Here is a 16,748-nt window from a genome sequence, read left to right as displayed (position 1 = left end):
TCACCCTCCGTCGGCGCGGGCGCGGGCGCGGGCGCGGGCCACCACGATCCCGCGCTGCGACGTCGGGAAGCGGTCGAGCATGGCGCGGAGCTCGGCGGCGTCGACGTCGGCGCCGAAGGCCTCTGCGCCCGGCTCGAGCATGATCCCGGCCGCGAGCGGTCCCGCGAGCACCGGGTCGAAGCCGAGGTCGTCGACGAGCCGCATCACGACCTCGACATCCGCTGGAGCGTCCCCGGCCACCGCGATCGCCTTCCGATCCGAAGACCCGACGGGGCGCGCCTCCTCGTCGAGGTCGCGGTAGCCCATGTGGTTGAACGCCTTCACGACCCGGGCCTCGGGCAGGAACCGCTGCACCGTCTCGCTCGTCGTGGTGCGCAGGTCGCCGAAGTCGGCCCGCAGCCCATCGACCTCCCACCAGTAGTTCATCGCGTCGATCACGAGTTTCCCCCGCAGAGCGTCGGCGGGCAGCGTGTGGTGCTGGGGGAGCGGCAGTGCGAGCACGATCGCATCGGCGTCGCGTGCGACGACGGATGCCTCGACCGCGACCGCGCCGGGAGCCGCAGCCTTGATCGTCCCGGCGATCCGCGCCGGGTCGCCCGACCCGGCCACGAGCACGCGGTAACCGGCGGCGATCGCGAGGCGGGCGAGCACCTGCCCCACGCGCCCGGCACCGATGATGCCGAGCGTCCGGATGCGGGGCGGCGCGGCAGCATCCGTGATTCCCGTCCGCGTCAGCTCGCCCACGCGAATCAGGCTAGCCGCCGTATCACCCGCGAGTCGGTTCCGCTCCTCACCGGTGAAGATCCGCCCGCCGGGCGGTCCCGGTGAACGGAGGCAGGTATGGCCGAGTCATGGACGATACGTCTGGAGCGGCTGTTCGTCGACAACGCGGACGAGGACGACTTCTGGTCGGACGGAGACGAGCCGTACATCGTGATGGTCGGCTTCCGGTCGAAATTCCTCACGCCGGGATCGACGAGCGTGTTCTGGAGCGGCGTGCTCAACGACGACTGGGCGAACGGGATCGATTCGGGCCAGTCGAAGGCCGTTCCCGCCAACCAGGGCGCTGTGCGCTTCGACAATGTCACGCGTCCGACCGCGGAGCAGGTGAAGTCGGGGCAGTTCCCCGAGCTGCTGGGTGCGCTCGTGCTCGTGTTCGAGTCTGACGCGACGCCGTTCTCGGCGGTGCGCGGGCTCATCAACGACCTCGTGAACGCGGTGCGCACGCAGCTGAAGAGCCTCGTCGAGGGCGGCAAGCTGTCGCTCACCGATCCGAAACCCGACATCGATGCGGCCGTCGCGAAGATCCGCGCCGCGATCGAGCCCGACACGCTCGGCAAGATCGGGCTCTTCCTGCGGTCGTGGGGCGATCCCGATGACCTCATCGGGATGACGCCGCTCATCTTCGCGGCCGTCGACACGTCGATGGGCCTGCCGATCCCGGTGGTCGCGCCGGCGCCGGTCAACCTCACGTACACGCCGAGCGGCGTCAAGTACCGGCTGACGGGGAACCTCTCGCAGGCGCCGACGGGTGTGGGCTGGGAGTCTCTGGGCGGCGGGCTGAACACCGGCCCGGCGGCGGCTTCTTGGGGCCCCGGCAGACTCGACGTGTTCGCGGCGGGCACCGACAACGCGGTCTGGCACAAGTGGTTCGACGGCGGCTGGCACGACTGGGAGTCGCTGGGCGGCATCATCACCGCCGACCCGGCGGTGTCGTCGTGGGGAACGCGCCGGCTCGACGTCTTCGCCCGCGGCACCGACAATGCGCTGTGGCACAAGTGGTTCGACGGCGGCTGGCACGACTGGGAGTCGCTGGGCGGCGGGCTGAGCTCGGGCCCGGCGGCCGCCTCCTGGGGTCCCGGACGCGTCGACGTGTTCGTGCGCGGCACCGACAACGCGCTCTGGCACAAGTGGTTCGACGGCGGCTGGCACGACTGGGAGTCGCTCGGCGGGGGGCTCACGTCCGACCCCGCGGTCGCGTCCTGGGGGTCGGGCCGCCTCGACGTGTTCGTCCGCGGCACCGACAACGCGCTCTGGCACAAGTGGTTCGACGGCGGCTGGAGCGGCTGGGAGTCGCTCGGCGGCGTGCTGACGTCGTCGCCTGGTGTCGCCGCGTGGGGCCCCGGACGCCTCGACGTCGTCGTGCGCGGCACCGACAACGCCTGCTGGCACAAGTGGTTCGACGGCGGCTGGAGCGGCTGGGAGACCCTCGGTGGCGGCTTCACATCGTCGCTCGACATCTCCTCGTGGGGTCCGCGCCGGCTCGACATCGTGGGCCGCGGCAACGACGGCGCCCTGTGGCACAGCTGGTTCGACAACGGCTGGTCCTGACGGATCGCGGATGCCTCGTCCCGGCGCAGACCGCCGGGACGAGGCATCCGTGTGTCGGCCTCAGGTTGCGGCATCCGCCCCCGCGACCGACCATGGGGGAATGGGGGATGCCGAGACCGACGGCCCGGCAGCGGTCGAGCCGGACACCGCCGCGCCGCCGAAGCGCCGAGTCGACGTCTGGGTGATCGTCGCGCTCGCCGCAGCGATCCTCGCCGGCGCCCTGACCGTCGCCTGGCTTCTGCGTCCGCCCGCCACGGAGGCCGCGCCTGCACCGACCCCGACCGCCACCTCGACACCCACCCCGACCCGCACGTCCACACCCACGCCGACTCCGACCCCGACGCCCACCCCCACGGGGTTCGCCGCGAACACCGCGTCGTACGACGTGTCGACCCTGCCGCAGATCAACGTCTTCGCCGTCATCCCGGCGCTGCCGGTCGACGACGCCGCGTTCACCGCCCCGCTGCCCGCGCACGCGGTCGCCAAGGGCATCGGCGCCCCGGTCTGGGCCGATCCCACCGCCGAGCCGGTCGCCTACCTCCCGCACGAGTTCCCGTACGACGGCACCTCGGTCCCCGTGGTCGAGGAGCAGGAGAACTGGGTCAAGGTCCTGCTCACCGGGCGCCAGGCCGTCCCTTCGCAGGGCAACCCGGCCCAGACCACCGGGTGGATGCGCAAAACCGACGTCGACCTCGCCCCGACCGACACGAGCGTTGTCGTGAGCATCTCGGCCCGCACGATCGACATCGTCCGCGCCGACGTGCCCGAGCGCATCGCGTCGGACTTCGCGTGGGGCACCGACCGCACGCCGACCCCGCTCGGGCGCGCGTTCATCATGACGACCCGCGTGGTGCCCGAGTACGCGTACACGCGCGGTCACCCCATCGTGTACCTGTCGGTGCAGTCGCCGACCCTCGACGGCTTCGGCGGCGCGGATGTCGCGGTCACGGCCTTCCACTACCACGACGACCGCTCCGGACCGATTTCGAACGGATGCCTCCGCGTCGACCCGACCGCGATCACGAAGCTCTCCGAGCTCCCGCTCGGAACCCCCGTCATCGTCAATCCGTGACCCGCCCGCCGCGGCGCGGCGACGGGCCCGCGTCACACGAAGGAGCGGGACACGTCGATGATGCGCCGCAGGCACAGCTCGAGCGCGGCGCCGGTCGCGATCTCGGCGCGCGTCCCCGGCCGGGGCGTGCCGAGCGCGCGCTGGTAGCCCGCCAGGGCTTCGCTCGCCTCGCGGAGCCGGGCCTGCGCGTCCGCATCGCCGAGCGGCGTCGCCACGAGGTCGGCCGTGCTCCGGATCGCGCCGGCGAGCTCCTCGCGCACCTCCGCTGCGAGCGACGCATCGTCGGCGACCTGCAGCTCGAGCAGGAGATCGATGAGCTCTTGCGTGAGGAAGGCCGTACGGTCGAGCGCCCTCATGCGGCGCGAATTCTCCTCGCGTTCGCCCCGGTGGCGGCGGTGGCGCGGATTGCCCCGAGCGCTCTCCTCCGCTTCGTCGACCTCCGCCGTGACGGTCTCGCGTGTCTCGGCGAGGGTGCGCAGCGCCGACTCGAACCGGTCGGCGCGAATGCGATCCTCGGCCACGGCGTCCGCCGCGTCGTCCAGCACGCGGGTGACGGTGTCGCGCAGCGCCGAGAGCCGTTCGCCTGCCCTGCGCAGGTAGAGCGGCGGCACGACGACGAGGTTGACCGCGATACCGACGATCACCCCGAATGCGGTCGTTCCGAGGTACGAGATCGAGAACTCCTCGGGATCGGTGGCGCCCCCGATGAGGAGCACGAACAGCGCGGCCAGTGGGGCCCAGTCTCCACCGTCGCCGAGCAGTCGGATTCCGCCCAGCAGCACTCCGACACCGATCACGGTGCCAAGCACCACGCCGCCCGGCACGCCGAGACGCAGCGCGACGACGCCCGAGAGCCCCAGCCCGATGCCCACGGCGAGGCCGATCAGCACCTGGAAGCCCACCCGTGCTGAGCGGGCGATCGTCGGGTACATGGTGACGAGCGCGCCGAGCGGAGCGTAGTACGAGTACTGGTCGTCGAGCAGCGGAATGAGCGGCGCGAGGTACCACGCCAGCACAGCCGCGAGAGATGTCTTGATCGCCAGCAGCAGCCTCGGCTGCTGGGCGAGGCGCGCGGTGTACGAGACGGCGCGCCGCAGCCGCGGTGCCTCCTCCGAGCGCATCGGCACCTCCCTCCGTCCGCCAGCCACCATAGACCTCGCCCGGTGCCGCGCCATCCGCCTTGCGCCCGGAGATTCCCCGGGTTACGGCATCCGTGCACCATCCGCCTCTCCGCGTCCCCGCCATCCGCCCACGCGGATATCGCGTGCGTCGCCCTCTTCGCGAGCCATGGTGGGATGCTGGAATCCGACCCCGCCCTCACCCCGGAGGAACCTCATGCAGCAGCGCGCACTCGGCCGCACCGGACGCTCGGTCTCGGCGATCGGCCTCGGCACCTGGCAGCTCGGTGCCGACTGGGGGGCGGTCACCGAGGAGGACGCGACCGCGGTGCTCGCGGCATCCGTCGACGAAGGCGTCACCCTCTTCGACACCGCCGATGTCTACGGCGACGGGCGGAGCGAGTCGATCATCGGCCGGTTCCTCGCCGCCCGGCCCGGCTACGGCATCACGGTCGCGACGAAGATGGGCCGGCGCCTCGCGCAGGAGCCCGAGAACTACTCGCCCGAGAACTTCCGCGCGTGGACGGACCGCTCCCGCGCGAACCTCGGCGTCGACACGCTCGACCTGGTGCAGCTGCACTGCCCGCCGACCGCGGTCATCGAGGACGACGCCACGTTCGATGCCCTCGACGCGCTCGTCGCCGGCGGTGCGATCGCGGCGTACGGCGTCTCGGTCGAGACGACGGCGCAGGCGCTTGCGGCGATCGCCCGCCCGAACGTGACGAACGTGCAGATCATCTTCAACCCGTTCCGCCTCAAGCCGCTCGACGAGGTGCTCCCGGCCGCCGAGGCCGCCGGCGTCGCGATCTTCGCGCGCGTGCCGCTCGCATCGGGCCTGCTGTCGGGCAGGTACACCGCGACCACGACGTTCGCCTCCGACGATCACCGCACGTACAACCGTCACGGCGAGGCGTTCGACCGTGGCGAGACGTTCTCGGGCGTCGACTTCGAGACGGGCGTCGCGGCAGCCGCCGAGCTCGCCGCCGCCCTGCCCGACGGGGTGTCGCTGCCCGCCGCGACCCTCGCGTGGATCGCGTCGCGCCCGGGCGTCACGAGCGTCATCCCCGGCGCGCGCAACGTGCGGCAGGCCGAGTCCAACGCCGCCGCGGCCGCCCTCCTCGAGGGTGGCTTCGACCTCGCCTCGTTCGACCGGGCCGTGCACGACGTGTACGACCGCGACCTCCGCGCGGCGATCCACCCGCACTGGTGACCCGCCGGCTCTGAATCACGGATGCCTCGGCCCCGCGCAGCGCGCCGGGCCGAGGCATCCGTCTCCAGGGGTCTTTACGGGGTGGGGTAGTCCACCACGAACTGCGGGGTTCCCGTGTTGGTGGCGTCGGCCTGGCCGCCCACGCCGTTCACGACGTGCTGGACCGTGCCGGCCGACAGGTTCACCGTCATGATGTGGTGCAGCGTCACGCCGGGCGTCTCAGGCACCTCGAACCCGTTCGCCGTGAGGATCGACGGGTTGTTCTGGTTGAACACGTACACGCCCGCGCCGTCGAGCTCGTGGTTCTGGACGTGGTCGGCCACCTTGTAGCCGGGGTAGCCGAACGTGCCGTCCGGCTGCGTCCAGTCGGCCTGCGTGGGCGGGTCGTAGGGCAGCTCGTTCTGGTACAGGATGACCCGGCCGTTCTCGCCGTTCCAGAGCGTGTTGTACGTCTGGAAGTGCTCGACGAACAGACCCGTCGCGGTCACGTCGTCACCGTTGACGATGACGCCGTTGGTGCCGGTGTTGGTGTTCCAGCGCTGGGTGTCGCCGTTCACGCCGTTGTTCGGGTCGAAGCCCTCGACGCCGTGGTCGCCGCGCCACACCCAGGTGTGGTCGATGAGCACGTCGTCGGCGTTGACCTCGAGCGCGGTGGTGGTCTTGCCCACGTGCGGGCCGCCGACGCGGAAGTACACGTCGCTCAGGGTGATCGGGTTCTGCGCATCGAGCTTCTTGCCGCCGTTCGGGTTGCCGACGCGCAGCAGCACCGGCGAGAGCTCGGTGCCCGCGTCGATGGTGACGCCCGCGACGACGATGCCGTCGGCGTCCTTGACCTCGAGCGGCACCGCGCCGTTCACCGCGGTGAGCGTCGCGTGGCCGAGGCCGAGCACGACGGTGTTCGCGCGCTTCACCTCGATCGACTGTGCGACGTCGTAGATGCCCGGCGTGAGGATCAGGTGCTGCCCGCGCGCGAGCGCGTTGTTGATGTCCTTCACCGAGTCCGACGGGGTCGCGATGTAGAAGTCGGTGATCGGGATGCTGCGCCCCGCGGTCTCACCCGCGCCCCAGCTGATCCCGCTCGTGTCGCGCTGTGCCGCGGGCACGCGCACGTTGTAGCGGCCCTCGTCGTCGACATACAGGTACGGCTTCTCGCGGCTGACGGGAGTCTCGTCGATCGTCGTGTACGGCGGGTCGGGGAAGGCCGAGTCGTCGGGGGCTCCGACGACGCCCGAGAACACCTGGTTCCAGACGGCGTTCGACCAGCCGGCGACCTCGCTGTTGCGGATCAGCCACTGCTGCTGCGAGCCGTTGATCACGAACGGCAGACGCGAGTCGGCGATGAAGCCGCCGCTGGCGTACTGCGGGCCCGCGGTGCAGTAGTCCATGAGCGAGAGGTTCCCGCCCGAGATGTCGAGGCGCCGCATCGAGACGGCCTGCGACACCGCCCAGAACTCGGCGCTGGCGCGGCATCCGTCCTGACCGGCCTTGTCGATGTCGATCGACAGGTTCGAGATCGTGCGCCAGAAGTTGACGAGCGCGAGGCAGTTGCCCGTGCCGCCGTCGGCGAGGCAGCGGTTGTACACCTCGACGGCGCCGTGGACGGTGACGTCCTCGGGCGACGCGCCGAGCCCGGCGACCTCGGTGTAGTAGCCGACCTTCACCTGGAGCGGGTCGGCGGTCGAGCCGTACTGGCCGGGCAGGAAGTACACCGCCTGGCGGTCGGTGCTCATCTCGGCATCGACCTGCTGCGCGTGCAGCGCGTCGAGGTCGGCCTGGATCTCGTCGACGGAAGTGTCGGGGGAGTAGATCGTGACGTTCGGGCCGAAGTCCGGGTTGTACGGGTCGACCGCGCGCGGCGGCGCCGCGACGGCCGGGGTGACGACCAGGGCGCTCGCGACGAGTGCGGTGCCGGTCACCACGGCGCCGATGCGCACGGCGCGGGCACGTCGGCCCGATCGTGCGTTCGGCGCCGCGAGATGTGAAACGGGGGCGGGCATGGGGAGTCCTCTCCGTTGAGGTAGAGCCGGCGAAATGCCGATTACTTACCGGACTGTAACCAACCGTGGGAGCGGTCTCAAGAGGCAGTTTTGGGCGAGCGCTTGCTGAGTCGTTTCAGAAGTCGAGGCGCATCACGACGCGTCGCTTCGTGGGATGCGTGACCTCGCGGAACCCCGCAGCCAGGAACGGCCCGACCGGCCCGACACTGAGTTCGTCCCAGATGACCTTCTTCCCGCCGGTCAGCATCGGATACCCCTCGACCGCCGACGCGCCGCGTGCGCGGGCGTGCTCGGCCGCGGCCGCGATGAGCGGATAGGTCAGCCCTTCGCCTCGGTGGCCCCTGCGCACGACGACGCACGCGATCGCCCAGACCGACTCGTCGTCGGGGTCTTCGTCCCGCCCCTGCCACGGTACGGGCGAGCCGCGGACCCGCCCGAAGACTCCTCGCCGGTCGACCGCGCACCATGCCACGGGCTCGTCGCCTTCGTAGGCGACGATGCCGATCGTCTCGGTCGCGCGCGGGTCGTCGCAGTGCGTCTCGGCGCGGAGGATCGCGCCGCGTTCCTGTTCCGGCATGTACCACCAGTCGTGGTCGCCGAGCCGCTGACGCTGGCATTGGCACCGCCCCGCGGCGCCCGTGAGGATGGCCTGCAGGTCGTCCCACGAGGCCTCGTTCGCCGGAACGAAGCGCAGTCCGTTCATGTGGGCAGGGTATCGCCGTCGGCCGACACGCCGGGAGTATCGTGTGGCTTGTGACCCTCGCCCCTCGCGTCGCCGTGGTCATTCCGTGCCGGAATGACGCGGGTTATCTCGACGCGTGCCTGGCCGCACTGGCCGCGCAGACGCATCGGCCCGACGTCGTGATCGTCGTCGACAACGCCAGCACGGATGCCTCCGGCGCCGTCGCCCACGCGTACGACGCCGTGGTGGCATATGAGCCGTCGATCGGCATCTGGCCGGCCGCGTCCCGCGGCTACGACGCGGCGCTCGCACACGCCGACATCATCGCCCGGCTGGACGCGGACTCGCGGCCGCACCCGGACTGGATCGCGCGGCTCGTGCGCGCCTTCGTCGCCGACCCCACGCTGGGCGTGCTGACCGGCGGTGCCGAGTTCTACGGAGGGACACCGATCCAGAACTACCTCGGCGAGCGCTGGTACATCGGCGGCGGGCACTACTGGATCAAGAAGTGGCTCGGCATCCCGCTCGTGTTCGGATCCAACTTCGCGATGCGCACGCGCGTGTGGGAGCGCGTGCGCGGCCAGGTCGACAGCGGCAACGCGCGCATCCACGACGACCTCGACCTCACGATCCGCCTGCGCTCGTCCGACGGGGTCCGTTACGACCCGCAGCTGCGCATGCCCGTGTCGGCGCGTCCGGTGCAGACGTTGTCGGGGCTTTCGCGGCGTGTGTTCCGCGTCGCGTCGACGTTCGCCGCGAGCTGGCCCGAAGGAGCTCGGTGGCGCCGCGCCGAGCCGGCGCGGGTGGCGTCCGGCTCGGGCGAGTGGATGCCGGACGGCGACGACTGGGCCCCCGGGTACGGGCGCTGACGGGTCAGCCGCCGAGAACCGGCGCGACGAGATAGACGTAGGCGGCCAGCGCGAGGATGTTCACGCCGACCGTGCCCCAGAACGCACGCCGGAACGACCGCTTGCGGGTCTTGTGGCGGAACACCTGCTGCGCGACGAGAGCGCCCGGCCAGCCCCCGATGAGCCCGAGGATGAGGAGCGTCTGCTCCGAGATGCGGTTCGCCTGGCGGCGCGCGGCCGCCTTGTCGATGCCGTACGCCGCGAACGCGACGACGCTCGCCGCACCGTAGAGCGCCGGCACCCACCATGCGAGCTCGAACACGACGTACGCACCCGCGAGCGCGCCGGCGAAGACGATCAGCGTGACCCAGCTGAGGGCCGCGGGCAGCGGCTTCGAGAGGTCGCGCCCGGGTCGCTCCGGCGTGGCAAGGGGAGCGCGTGGTCGCGGGTTCGGCATGCGCTCGATCCTATGGGGGAGGGGCGGCGTACGGTGTCAGCATGCATGAGCTCACCGAAGAGGCGCTGGTCGCAGCATCCGTCGATGTCGTGTGGCGAGAATTCACGGTGGGGGGTCGCCTCGCGGAGTGGTTCTGGCCGCCGCGCTTCGACACCACCGCCGTCGTCGAGCTGCGCGAGCTCGGCCGCTGGGAGGTGCGGTCGGTGCCCGTCGACATGGCGGTCGAGGGCAGGGTGCTCACGTTCGAGGCGCCGCGTGCGCTGCGGCTCGGGTGGAGATGGGCAGGAGAGGAGCACACCACCGACGTCGAGGTCGAGCTGCAGTCCGCGGCAGATGCTGCGACCCGCGTGATCGTGCGGCACTCCGGGTTCGCGACCGCCGAGGAGCGCGACAACCACATCGACGGGTGGTCGAGCTGCCTGCAGCGCCTGGTAGACCGCCACGGCGGCGCGCCGGGCGAGCACCTCTAAGCGCGAGCGGCGCTGATCAGCACGGCGTCGAGCTCGGGGCCCGAACAATCGTGGCCGGCGCCCGCGATCTCGATGAGCCGCGCATGGGGGAGCGCGGCCACCATGTCGAGCGCGGCCTCGCGGGGACTTCGCGCATCCTGCTCCCCGCGCACGATCAGCGTGGGCGTGCGGATCGAGGGAAGTATCGGGCGAAGGTCCTGCGACATCACCTCGAGCAGCGCGGCCGTCGTCGCCGGCCGCCAATCGTCGAGGAGCGCTCGCGCACGTGCGCGTCGCTCGGGGTCGGTTCCCGGGGCGAAGACCGAGTCGAGAAAGCCGTCGGCCCACTCGCCGACGGGGTGATCGAGGGTGAACCGCGCCGCGTCGATTCGTCGAGCGAGCGCCTCGGGGGCGAGCGACCCGCCCCATCCGGCGTACGCCCCGACGAGGACGAGGCTGCCGACGACCCCCGGATGATCGCGAGCGAGGAGCAGAGCCAGCACCGATCCCATCGAGAACCCGGCGACGCACGGTGAGGTCAGTTCGAGCTCGGTGACAAACGACGCGGCCACATCGGCCCAGTGGTGGTCGGTCCATCCGGCCGGTATGTCGTCCGACCCGCCGCATCCCGGGGCGTCCCAGGCGATCAGGTCGACTGATGGGGTGAGGCGGTCGAACTCGTCGCCCCATGTCCGCGAGTCTTCGAAAGCTCCGTGCAGCAGTACGAGCGGTGCGCCGCGGCCCTCTCGCCGATACGCGATCCGGATCCCACCGGCCACGATGGCGGCCATGCCCGCAGTGTACGCTCGCGGCGTCGGACGTGCTCGCTACCCTCGTGTGCGTGATCATCGAGTTCGACGGCGACGTATTCCGGTGGGATGCGCGCGAGGACTCGGCGTGGTTCTTCACGTCGGTGCCGCCCGAGTTGAGCGAAGATATCCGCGAGATCCCGCGACCATACCGAGGGTTCGGTTCCGTGCGCGTGCGGGCCCGAATCGGCGGCACCGAGTGGACGACGTCGATCTTCCCCTCGTCGGACTCGGGTTCGTACGTGCTGCCGCTGAAGAAGGCGGTGCGCGCCGCCGAAGGCCTGGTCGACGGCGGACCTGTGACCGTGCGCCTCAAGGTGCTCGACGGCTGAGCTCGGGCTCCGCTGAAATAGCGATGCTCGCTATTTCAATCTGAGGGTGCGGAATGAGTAAGGGGGCGGCGGTTTGGTGCTCGCGGTCCCGCCGCTCCGGTATGTTTGCGCTCGGGAATCATTCTGCTGGGGAGCATGATGACGGACGGGTCTCAGGGGGGACCACCGCCCGGTTGGTACGCAGACGCATCGCGTGCTGACCGCTTGCGGTGGTGGAACGGCGCTGCGTGGACGGAGGACTACCGTCCGGTGGTGACGGATGCTTCGGCTGCCGTGTCGCCGGAGGCGCCGCTGAGCCGTGCCCAGCTGCGCGCGCGACGGGCGGCGCATGCGGATGCGGATGGTGAGGCCACGGCCGCGAGCCCGGTCCCTGCGACTGTCGAGGAGCCGCAGGCGGCGGTGGAGGCATCCGTTCCCGTCGTGATCGAGCACGAGGAGCCGCACGCGGCCGCGGTGTGGCCGGCTCCGTCGTCTCTGGCGGAGCCTGCCGGCGAGCGGGACGAGGCATCCGTGGCTCCGCCGTCTGCCGCGGAGCCGAGTGCTCCGGTTCCGCAGGAGGCGCCGGCGCCGCCCGCGGTGTCGAAGCCTCGCCCCTCTCCGAACGGACGGTCGGCGGGTGCCGTCCCGGGTACCAAGGCTGAGCCGATCCCCGACCAGATCATTCCGCGGCGACCGGCTCCGGTCGACGACCGGCTTCCGACGCCGATCGTGTACCAGCCGATGTCGAGTTCGTACGTGGGCGAGATGCGCCCGCCGCTGCCCGAGGCGGCTCCGGCCAACGTGCCGGCGCGCGCGTCGATCGTGCTCCTCGCGCTCGCCGTCCTGGGTGGGTTGGCGGTGGTGTTCTGGCTTGCGGATCGGGACGAGTCGATCGCGGGGCTCGTCAGCCTGGTGAGCGTCGCCTTCGCCGCCGGCGCGTTCTTCCTCGCGATCGGCGGGCTGATCGTGGCGGCACAGCGGTCGGCCAGCCGACTCATGTCGGGGATCGCACTGGTGCTGTCGATCGCGCTGGTGGCGTGGCTCGCGATCGTCGCGACGCAGCAGGCGCTGGCGATCCTGGCCTGAGCGGGCGGGTCATCCTCGCGTTCGAGGGCGCGCGAATGTGCCCTGCGGGGATGCGACGGAATGGAGCGCGTCGTCAGAACGGTGGCGGTTCGACCGGCACCGTCAGGGATGTGGGTGACACCCACCACTTCGCGCCGGTGACTTCATCTCGGTAGAGCACCCATTTGCTCTTGGTCTTGAGCGCATGATGCGGTTCGCATAGCGGCCCCAGGTTGGTGTCGGCGGTCTTTCCGCCGTATTGCCAGTCGAGCCGATGGTCGATGTCGCAATCTCGGGCGGATCGCACGCATCCGGGGCCGGTGCAGACCTGGTCGCGAACCTCGAGCCAGCGTCTCAACGCTTTCGGAACGCGATACGTGGTGCGGTCGACGTCGAGAACCGTGCCGCTGACAGGGTGGGTCAGGATGCGGACCCAGCTGGATGCCTCGCCCGCGAGCCGCCGTGCGGTCTCGGTGTCGATCGGGCCGTAGCCGTCGAGGGTGGCGGGTTCGTCGGAGTGTCCGAGGAGCGTCATCGCCGGCACCGTGATCGCCACAGCGGCGCGCGAGCGCCATGCACGGGACTTCGCGGGGTCGGACTCGGCCGTCGCGATCGTCCCCGCCGCGAAGCAGTCGAGCGCGACGTCGGCTCGCAGCTGGGCGAGCGTGCGCTCTTCGCCTTCCTACCCACGCAGGTGACGTGCGTGCGCGTCCGAGTGTCGATAGATCGCCAGCACCCTGTCAGCCCGCCCGAACACGGTGAGTGACGCCATCCCGTCGCGCTCGGCCTGGAACCAGACGTTCCGGTCTTCGGCCGCCCGCTCGTGCCGCTCATCGAGGTGCTCGGGGTGCACGCGCTCACGCACGACGCGGCCGCGCGTGGCGGAACTTCCCTGGGACGAGCGTCTGCGCCGACCCCGCGAGCTGTTCGTCGAACTTCGCCCAGGCGTCCTTTGCGCGGGTGGGAAGCGTGGCGGCCTGCGCCGTCGCCGTTGCCGCGTTCTGCGCAACGACGCGGCCGGAGCGGAACGCCTCCCAGATCTTCGGGCATCGCTCGCGCAGCGTGTCGGCGTGCGCGGCCCGGGTGCGGACCATGTTCTCCGACATCCCCAGACGCACGGAGAGCTCCAGTGCCGCGGCCCGCACGGCGATGTCCCGTCGCTCCGCGCGCACGGCCGCCGCCGATCGTCCCTGCGGATCGAGCCACGCAGGATCAAGGGTCGGATCGGGGCCGACCCACGGATCGGGGCGGGCCGCAGCATCCCTCAGCACACTCGCGAGGCCCGCGTACTCGTCGGCGATGAGGACGCGGGCCCGGGCGTTGATGCCTTCGAGTTCGTTCATCGCAGCGTCGTGTGCAGCGCCGCTCGCCTCGAGCTCGGCGAGTTCGATCATCGGCGGAAACTCGCCGGGCTCGAGCACGTCTCGAGGCTCCAGGAAGATGTCTGCATCGTCGTAGATCCATGGCTCGAGCTCGCCGCCAGACGATGAAAGATTCATATGTTCAGAGTATGGAGTGTCTCCGACATTCGATCACTGGTTCGAGCCTTTGCTCACTCCGTTCCAGCGGACGATGAGCGAATTGATTCGTGCGCGTCATCCGGTCCTGGTAGTTGAGGCGCAGGAGCCGGAACGGGTGATCGACGGCATCGGCGGTGTGGCCTAATTGCCCCGGTCGAGGTCGCATCCGGTTACTCGATACACAAACGAGTCCCCGACGCGGTGCGCGAGTTCGACATTCGGTGAGGCGGCGAGGCCGCGGATACCCGGATAGCCCGGCCGACTAGGCAACAACTTGTCGGGGTGCAGGTCGATCACCCAGCGCACGCCTAGTTCGCGCGCGGCCCGGCATCCTTCGCCGTCGGGAGCCGATGTAGAGAAGGCTTCCAGGAAGGCGAGGCTCGCTTCGCTCATCCGCGGGGGGACCTGGGCGGCGAGTACGGGTCGCCCGGTCAGGGCATAGGCGAACCCGTATCCGTTCCAGGGATCGCCGCCCAGAACATCATCGGCAGGAACATTGGAGCCAATCCAGCGAAACACTTCTCGATCGTCGCTCGTCACAGGGATCGGGGAAGTGAGCGGGTCATCAGTGGGTTGGAACATCGAGCGCGCCCAGAAAGTCGAAGAGCGCACCGCCGTCGATCCAACTATCAGACTGGAGAAGACGATCGCGGCGATCACACCGATGCCGATAACCGCCGTGTGGCGCCGCGTCCAACGCACGTAGCGTTGGCTCGCGGCGAGGCCCTGGTCCCAGACCACGGATGCTCCACGAGCTGCGAGCGGGACGATAGCCATCGGCGCGAAGGCAGCGATGCGAGTCGCGTCCCCGTACCAGGTGGTCGCCACGACCAGACGAAGAAACTCGTCGCTTCCGATCGCTGCGACATAGATCGCCGAAACGGTGAGCCAGAGACCGACCGCCGCCCAGCCGACCGCCCCATCGTGTCGGAGCGCCACCGTGGCGCCCAGGATGGTCAGCACCGCAACGAGCAGGGCGATGGGTTGTGCGGCGTATCCACCCAACAAGACCTCTCCCCAGGCCTGCGCCGCGGTGCTCCGCAGTGCGTCGGGCTGTGTACCACCCGGCCTCACGACAATCAGGAGCGTGAAGATGAGAACCAAATAAAGTGCGCATGTGAGCCAGATCGGACGTCGTCTCTGGCTCCTCCGACTCGCCCGCCAGGCAGAGGCCACCGCGATCGGAGCGCTCATCACCGCCAACATCACCGCGGCAGCGGGGTGGGCGCACACCACGCCCGGAAGGAGGAACGCAACAAGGGTGATCGCATGCCCTATGCCGATGGAGTCTCGGCCGATGCGGAACGCCTCAACCAAGCCCGCAAGGGCAGCGGCGAGGAGGGCGATCGCGAGAATCAGCGGATAAGTGCCCATGTACGGCAGTAGCAGGAGGGGATAGGCGGCGAAACCTGCACTGAGCGCCCCCGCCGCAAGCAGCAGGGGGGTTCGGTTGCCGAACAGAACTCGCGTGAGCAGTACAACACCCATCGGCCAGATGCCGCAGGCGACAACGATCAGCGCCGCGTTGCTGGCTATCGGTATCGGTGCGCCGCTTACCTGGCAAACGAGCGAAACGAGCGCGTGCCATGCGTCCGGGTACGGATTCCCCGACAGCTCTTCCAAGCCCCAGGGGGAGGCATCGCCATGATCGAGGATCCATCTCACAGCGTTGAGGTGGAACACGTTGTCGCCCGCCTGAGCAAACCAGTCGGGTGACCCGAACGTGACGACGACCCGACCGAGCAGCAGTGCGCCGCCGACGGACGAAGCGACAGGCGCGACCCACCGTGGCCCTGAGCGCGACGGCGTATGTGGGCGGAGCACGGGGACCACTCGAAGGCAAGCCCATACGCCGAATGCAAGGATTGCAGCCGTCGCGAGCACCACCCAGATCGACCACCCGAGACCCAGCAGAGAAGCGGCGACGGCCGCGAGGGCGATGGCAGTCAGCCCCAGTATTGGTGCTGCGCTGGCGAGCCACAGACCGCGCAGACGCAGGCCGAGTCCAACAGCTAGCCCCGGAAATCCAAGCACTGCGCCACAAGTGACGACGGCAAGCAACAGTTGCAACCAAGCCACGCGTTCAAGCCTCCCCAGCTAACCCGCCGCTAGCAGGATAGGGAACAACCCGAAGGCAAGGGACTGAGTGCAGTGTTCGACGTTCAAACCCTTGAGGGTCTTGAGCGAAAGCTGAGCGGTTTCGCGTTGACCATCGAGCGCTTACTCCGCATGATTGTTCGCGGGGAGGGGTGTCTGGTGTTCACCAGTTACCCAGCAGTGTGTAACGACGGAAACGCAGTCCGGCTTGGGACGGACGCGTTGGGCCTACCCGGGGCGTGGTCGTTGCCAATTGGTTCATCATCACTGGGGAGTGCAGCAATGCGTCAGACCATCAAGAACTACATCGAGGCCGCCAAGGCTCGGCGCGAGGAGGGCGAAGCGGGTTTTTCACTCATCGAGCTCATCATCGTGGTCGTGATTCTCGGCATCCTCGTCGCGATCGCGATTCCGATCTTCGGTAACATCCAGAACCAGGCCAACCTGAACGCAGTGAAGGCCGCCGCGGCCAACGGTGCGACTGCCGCCGCGGCGGCGTACGCCGCGAATGATGCCTCGGTGACGCCGTCGGCCGCAGCCGCATCCGCCGGCTCGAACGGGATCACGACGAGCATCTCGGCTGGCAACAGCGTGACCACCGTCTGCGTGACCGCTCAGAGCTCGACGCACTGGGCGAAGGCCGGACCTGGGTGCGCCACGGGTCCGTCGGGCACCGGCACCGCTCCGTAACCCAGCTCGTCGCGGTGGGGCCGAGGCATTATCAGCTCCGGCCCCATCGTGGCATTATTGGCCTGGGGATTCTGCCACTTGGGGAGGTGGGC

Annotated in this window: 16 protein-coding genes and 2 pseudogenes; 9 read left to right on the top strand and 9 right to left on the bottom strand. The window is 69.9% G+C overall.

The window, feature by feature from the left end:
- Positions 1–744, bottom strand: coding sequence for an NADPH-dependent F420 reductase (locus AC3A46_RS05180; RefSeq protein WP_487664129.1), 744 nt, complete (start codon positions 742–744; stop codon positions 1–3).
- A 96-nt stretch (positions 745–840) separates the two neighbouring features.
- On the opposite strand from AC3A46_RS05180, the gene AC3A46_RS05175 reads away from it, so the two are divergent.
- Both AC3A46_RS05175 and AC3A46_RS05170 read left to right on the top strand, forming a co-directional pair.
- Entirely contained in the window at positions 841–2,331 is a 1,491-nt protein-coding gene (locus tag AC3A46_RS05175) for a PLL family lectin (protein WP_487664128.1), read from the top strand.
- Between the two features lie 100 nt (positions 2,332–2,431).
- Positions 2,432–3,403 carry a L,D-transpeptidase gene (locus AC3A46_RS05170; protein WP_487664127.1) on the top strand — a complete coding sequence of 324 codons (972 nt, stop codon included), beginning with the start codon at positions 2,432–2,434 and terminating at the stop codon, positions 3,401–3,403.
- Positions 3,404–3,435: 32 nt separating this feature from the next.
- On the opposite strand, the gene AC3A46_RS05165 is transcribed toward AC3A46_RS05170, so the two are convergent.
- Complete coding sequence (locus tag AC3A46_RS05165) at positions 3,436–4,524, bottom strand: FUSC family protein (RefSeq protein WP_487664126.1); 1,089 nt, start codon at positions 4,522–4,524, stop codon at positions 3,436–3,438.
- Between the two features lie 214 nt (positions 4,525–4,738).
- Between AC3A46_RS05165 and AC3A46_RS05160 the strand changes: the two genes are divergently transcribed.
- The gene (locus tag AC3A46_RS05160; RefSeq protein ID WP_487664125.1) at positions 4,739–5,731 is read left to right on the top strand and encodes an aldo/keto reductase; all 993 of its coding nucleotides are present in this window, start codon (positions 4,739–4,741) and stop codon (positions 5,729–5,731) included.
- A gap of 74 nt (positions 5,732–5,805) precedes the next feature.
- On the opposite strand, the gene AC3A46_RS05155 is transcribed toward AC3A46_RS05160, so the two are convergent.
- Together AC3A46_RS05155 and AC3A46_RS05150 are read right to left on the bottom strand one after the other, a co-directional pair.
- Positions 5,806–7,728 carry an adenylyl cyclase gene (locus tag AC3A46_RS05155; protein ID WP_487664124.1) on the bottom strand — a complete coding sequence of 641 codons (1,923 nt, stop codon included), beginning with the start codon at positions 7,726–7,728 and terminating at the stop codon, positions 5,806–5,808.
- A 115-nt stretch (positions 7,729–7,843) separates the two neighbouring features.
- A complete protein-coding gene (locus AC3A46_RS05150; protein ID WP_487664123.1) occupies positions 7,844–8,431 on the bottom strand; it encodes a GNAT family N-acetyltransferase in 588 nt (195 codons plus the stop codon).
- Positions 8,432–8,481: 50 nt separating this feature from the next.
- Between AC3A46_RS05150 and AC3A46_RS05145 the strand changes: the two genes are divergently transcribed.
- Positions 8,482–9,279: a glycosyltransferase family 2 protein gene (locus tag AC3A46_RS05145; RefSeq protein ID WP_487664122.1), complete on the top strand. Its 798-nt coding sequence runs from the start codon at positions 8,482–8,484 to the stop codon at positions 9,277–9,279.
- A 4-nt stretch (positions 9,280–9,283) separates the two neighbouring features.
- Here AC3A46_RS05145 and AC3A46_RS05140 read toward each other — a convergent pair whose 3' ends face one another.
- On the bottom strand, positions 9,284–9,715 hold the full coding sequence (locus AC3A46_RS05140) for a DUF1294 domain-containing protein (protein WP_487664121.1): 432 nt from the start codon (positions 9,713–9,715) through the stop codon (positions 9,284–9,286).
- Between the two features lie 41 nt (positions 9,716–9,756).
- Here AC3A46_RS05140 and AC3A46_RS05135 point away from each other — a divergent pair, with 41 nt between their 5' ends.
- Positions 9,757–10,185, top strand: a complete 429-nt coding sequence (locus AC3A46_RS05135) for an SRPBCC family protein (RefSeq protein WP_487664120.1) — start codon at positions 9,757–9,759, stop codon at positions 10,183–10,185.
- Here the strand turns inward: AC3A46_RS05135 and AC3A46_RS05130 are convergent.
- Positions 10,182–10,955: an alpha/beta fold hydrolase gene (locus AC3A46_RS05130; protein WP_487664119.1), complete on the bottom strand. Its 774-nt coding sequence runs from the start codon at positions 10,953–10,955 to the stop codon at positions 10,182–10,184. The genes AC3A46_RS05135 and AC3A46_RS05130 overlap by 4 nt on opposite strands.
- A 50-nt stretch (positions 10,956–11,005) precedes the next feature.
- Here AC3A46_RS05130 and AC3A46_RS05125 point away from each other — a divergent pair, with 50 nt between their 5' ends.
- The 3 genes and pseudogenes from AC3A46_RS05125 to AC3A46_RS05115 all read left to right on the top strand — a co-directional run bounded on the left by AC3A46_RS05125 (position 11,006) and on the right by AC3A46_RS05115 (position 12,370).
- Positions 11,006–11,305 (top strand): DUF1905 domain-containing protein, encoded by a 300-nt coding sequence (locus AC3A46_RS05125; protein ID WP_487664118.1) that lies wholly within the window; start codon positions 11,006–11,008, stop codon positions 11,303–11,305.
- A gap of 135 nt (positions 11,306–11,440) precedes the next feature.
- A pseudogene (locus AC3A46_RS05120) lies at positions 11,441–11,554 on the top strand (DUF2510 domain-containing protein); the annotation flags it as partial.
- Between the two features lie 3 nt (positions 11,555–11,557).
- Positions 11,558–12,370 (top strand): hypothetical protein, encoded by an 813-nt coding sequence (locus AC3A46_RS05115; protein WP_487664212.1) that lies wholly within the window; start codon positions 11,558–11,560, stop codon positions 12,368–12,370.
- 73 nt (positions 12,371–12,443) lie between these two features.
- On the opposite strand, the pseudogene AC3A46_RS05110 reads toward AC3A46_RS05115, so the two are convergent.
- The 3 genes and pseudogenes from AC3A46_RS05110 to AC3A46_RS05100 form a co-directional block, all read right to left on the bottom strand.
- Positions 12,444–13,010, bottom strand: a pseudogene (locus tag AC3A46_RS05110) (HNH endonuclease signature motif containing protein); the annotation flags it as partial.
- A 196-nt stretch (positions 13,011–13,206) separates the two neighbouring features.
- Entirely contained in the window at positions 13,207–13,848 is a 642-nt protein-coding gene (locus AC3A46_RS05105; protein WP_487664117.1) for a hypothetical protein, read from the bottom strand.
- 162 nt (positions 13,849–14,010) lie between these two features.
- Positions 14,011–15,948, bottom strand: coding sequence for a DUF6541 family protein (locus AC3A46_RS05100; RefSeq protein ID WP_487664116.1), 1,938 nt, complete (start codon positions 15,946–15,948; stop codon positions 14,011–14,013).
- Positions 15,949–16,248: 300 nt separating this feature from the next.
- On the opposite strand from AC3A46_RS05100, the gene AC3A46_RS05095 reads away from it, so the two are divergent.
- Positions 16,249–16,656, top strand: a complete 408-nt coding sequence (locus AC3A46_RS05095; protein ID WP_487664115.1) for a type II secretion system protein — start codon at positions 16,249–16,251, stop codon at positions 16,654–16,656.
- Positions 16,657–16,748 lie beyond the last annotated feature (92 nt).

It is taken from the genome of Microbacterium sp. Soil_C_42 (assembly GCF_057656735.1).
The sequence above is the reverse complement of the archived record's forward strand: the minus strand, read 5'-3'. Positions and strand labels throughout refer to the sequence as shown.

Bases quoted from the DNA above. Each gene is read 5' to 3' on its own strand.
- AC3A46_RS05170 (WP_487664127.1), top strand. From the start codon at position 2,432: ATGGGGGATGCCGAGACCGACGGCCCGGCAGCGGTCGAGCCGGACACC.
- AC3A46_RS05150 (WP_487664123.1), bottom strand. From the start codon at position 8,431: ATGAACGGACTGCGCTTCGTTCCGGCGAACGAGGCCTCGTGGGACGAC.
- AC3A46_RS05175 (WP_487664128.1), top strand. From the start codon at position 841: ATGGCCGAGTCATGGACGATACGTCTGGAGCGGCTGTTCGTCGACAAC.
- AC3A46_RS05095 (WP_487664115.1), top strand. From the start codon at position 16,249: ATGCGTCAGACCATCAAGAACTACATCGAGGCCGCCAAGGCTCGGCGC.
- AC3A46_RS05140 (WP_487664121.1), bottom strand. From the start codon at position 9,715: ATGCCGAACCCGCGACCACGCGCTCCCCTTGCCACGCCGGAGCGACCC.
- AC3A46_RS05160 (WP_487664125.1), top strand. From the start codon at position 4,739: ATGCAGCAGCGCGCACTCGGCCGCACCGGACGCTCGGTCTCGGCGATC.
- AC3A46_RS05105 (WP_487664117.1), bottom strand. From the start codon at position 13,848: ATGAATCTTTCATCGTCTGGCGGCGAGCTCGAGCCATGGATCTACGAC.
- AC3A46_RS05130 (WP_487664119.1), bottom strand. From the start codon at position 10,955: ATGGCCGCCATCGTGGCCGGTGGGATCCGGATCGCGTATCGGCGAGAG.
- AC3A46_RS05155 (WP_487664124.1), bottom strand. From the start codon at position 7,728: ATGCCCGCCCCCGTTTCACATCTCGCGGCGCCGAACGCACGATCGGGC.
- AC3A46_RS05165 (WP_487664126.1), bottom strand. From the start codon at position 4,524: ATGCGCTCGGAGGAGGCACCGCGGCTGCGGCGCGCCGTCTCGTACACC.
- AC3A46_RS05135 (WP_487664120.1), top strand. From the start codon at position 9,757: ATGCATGAGCTCACCGAAGAGGCGCTGGTCGCAGCATCCGTCGATGTC.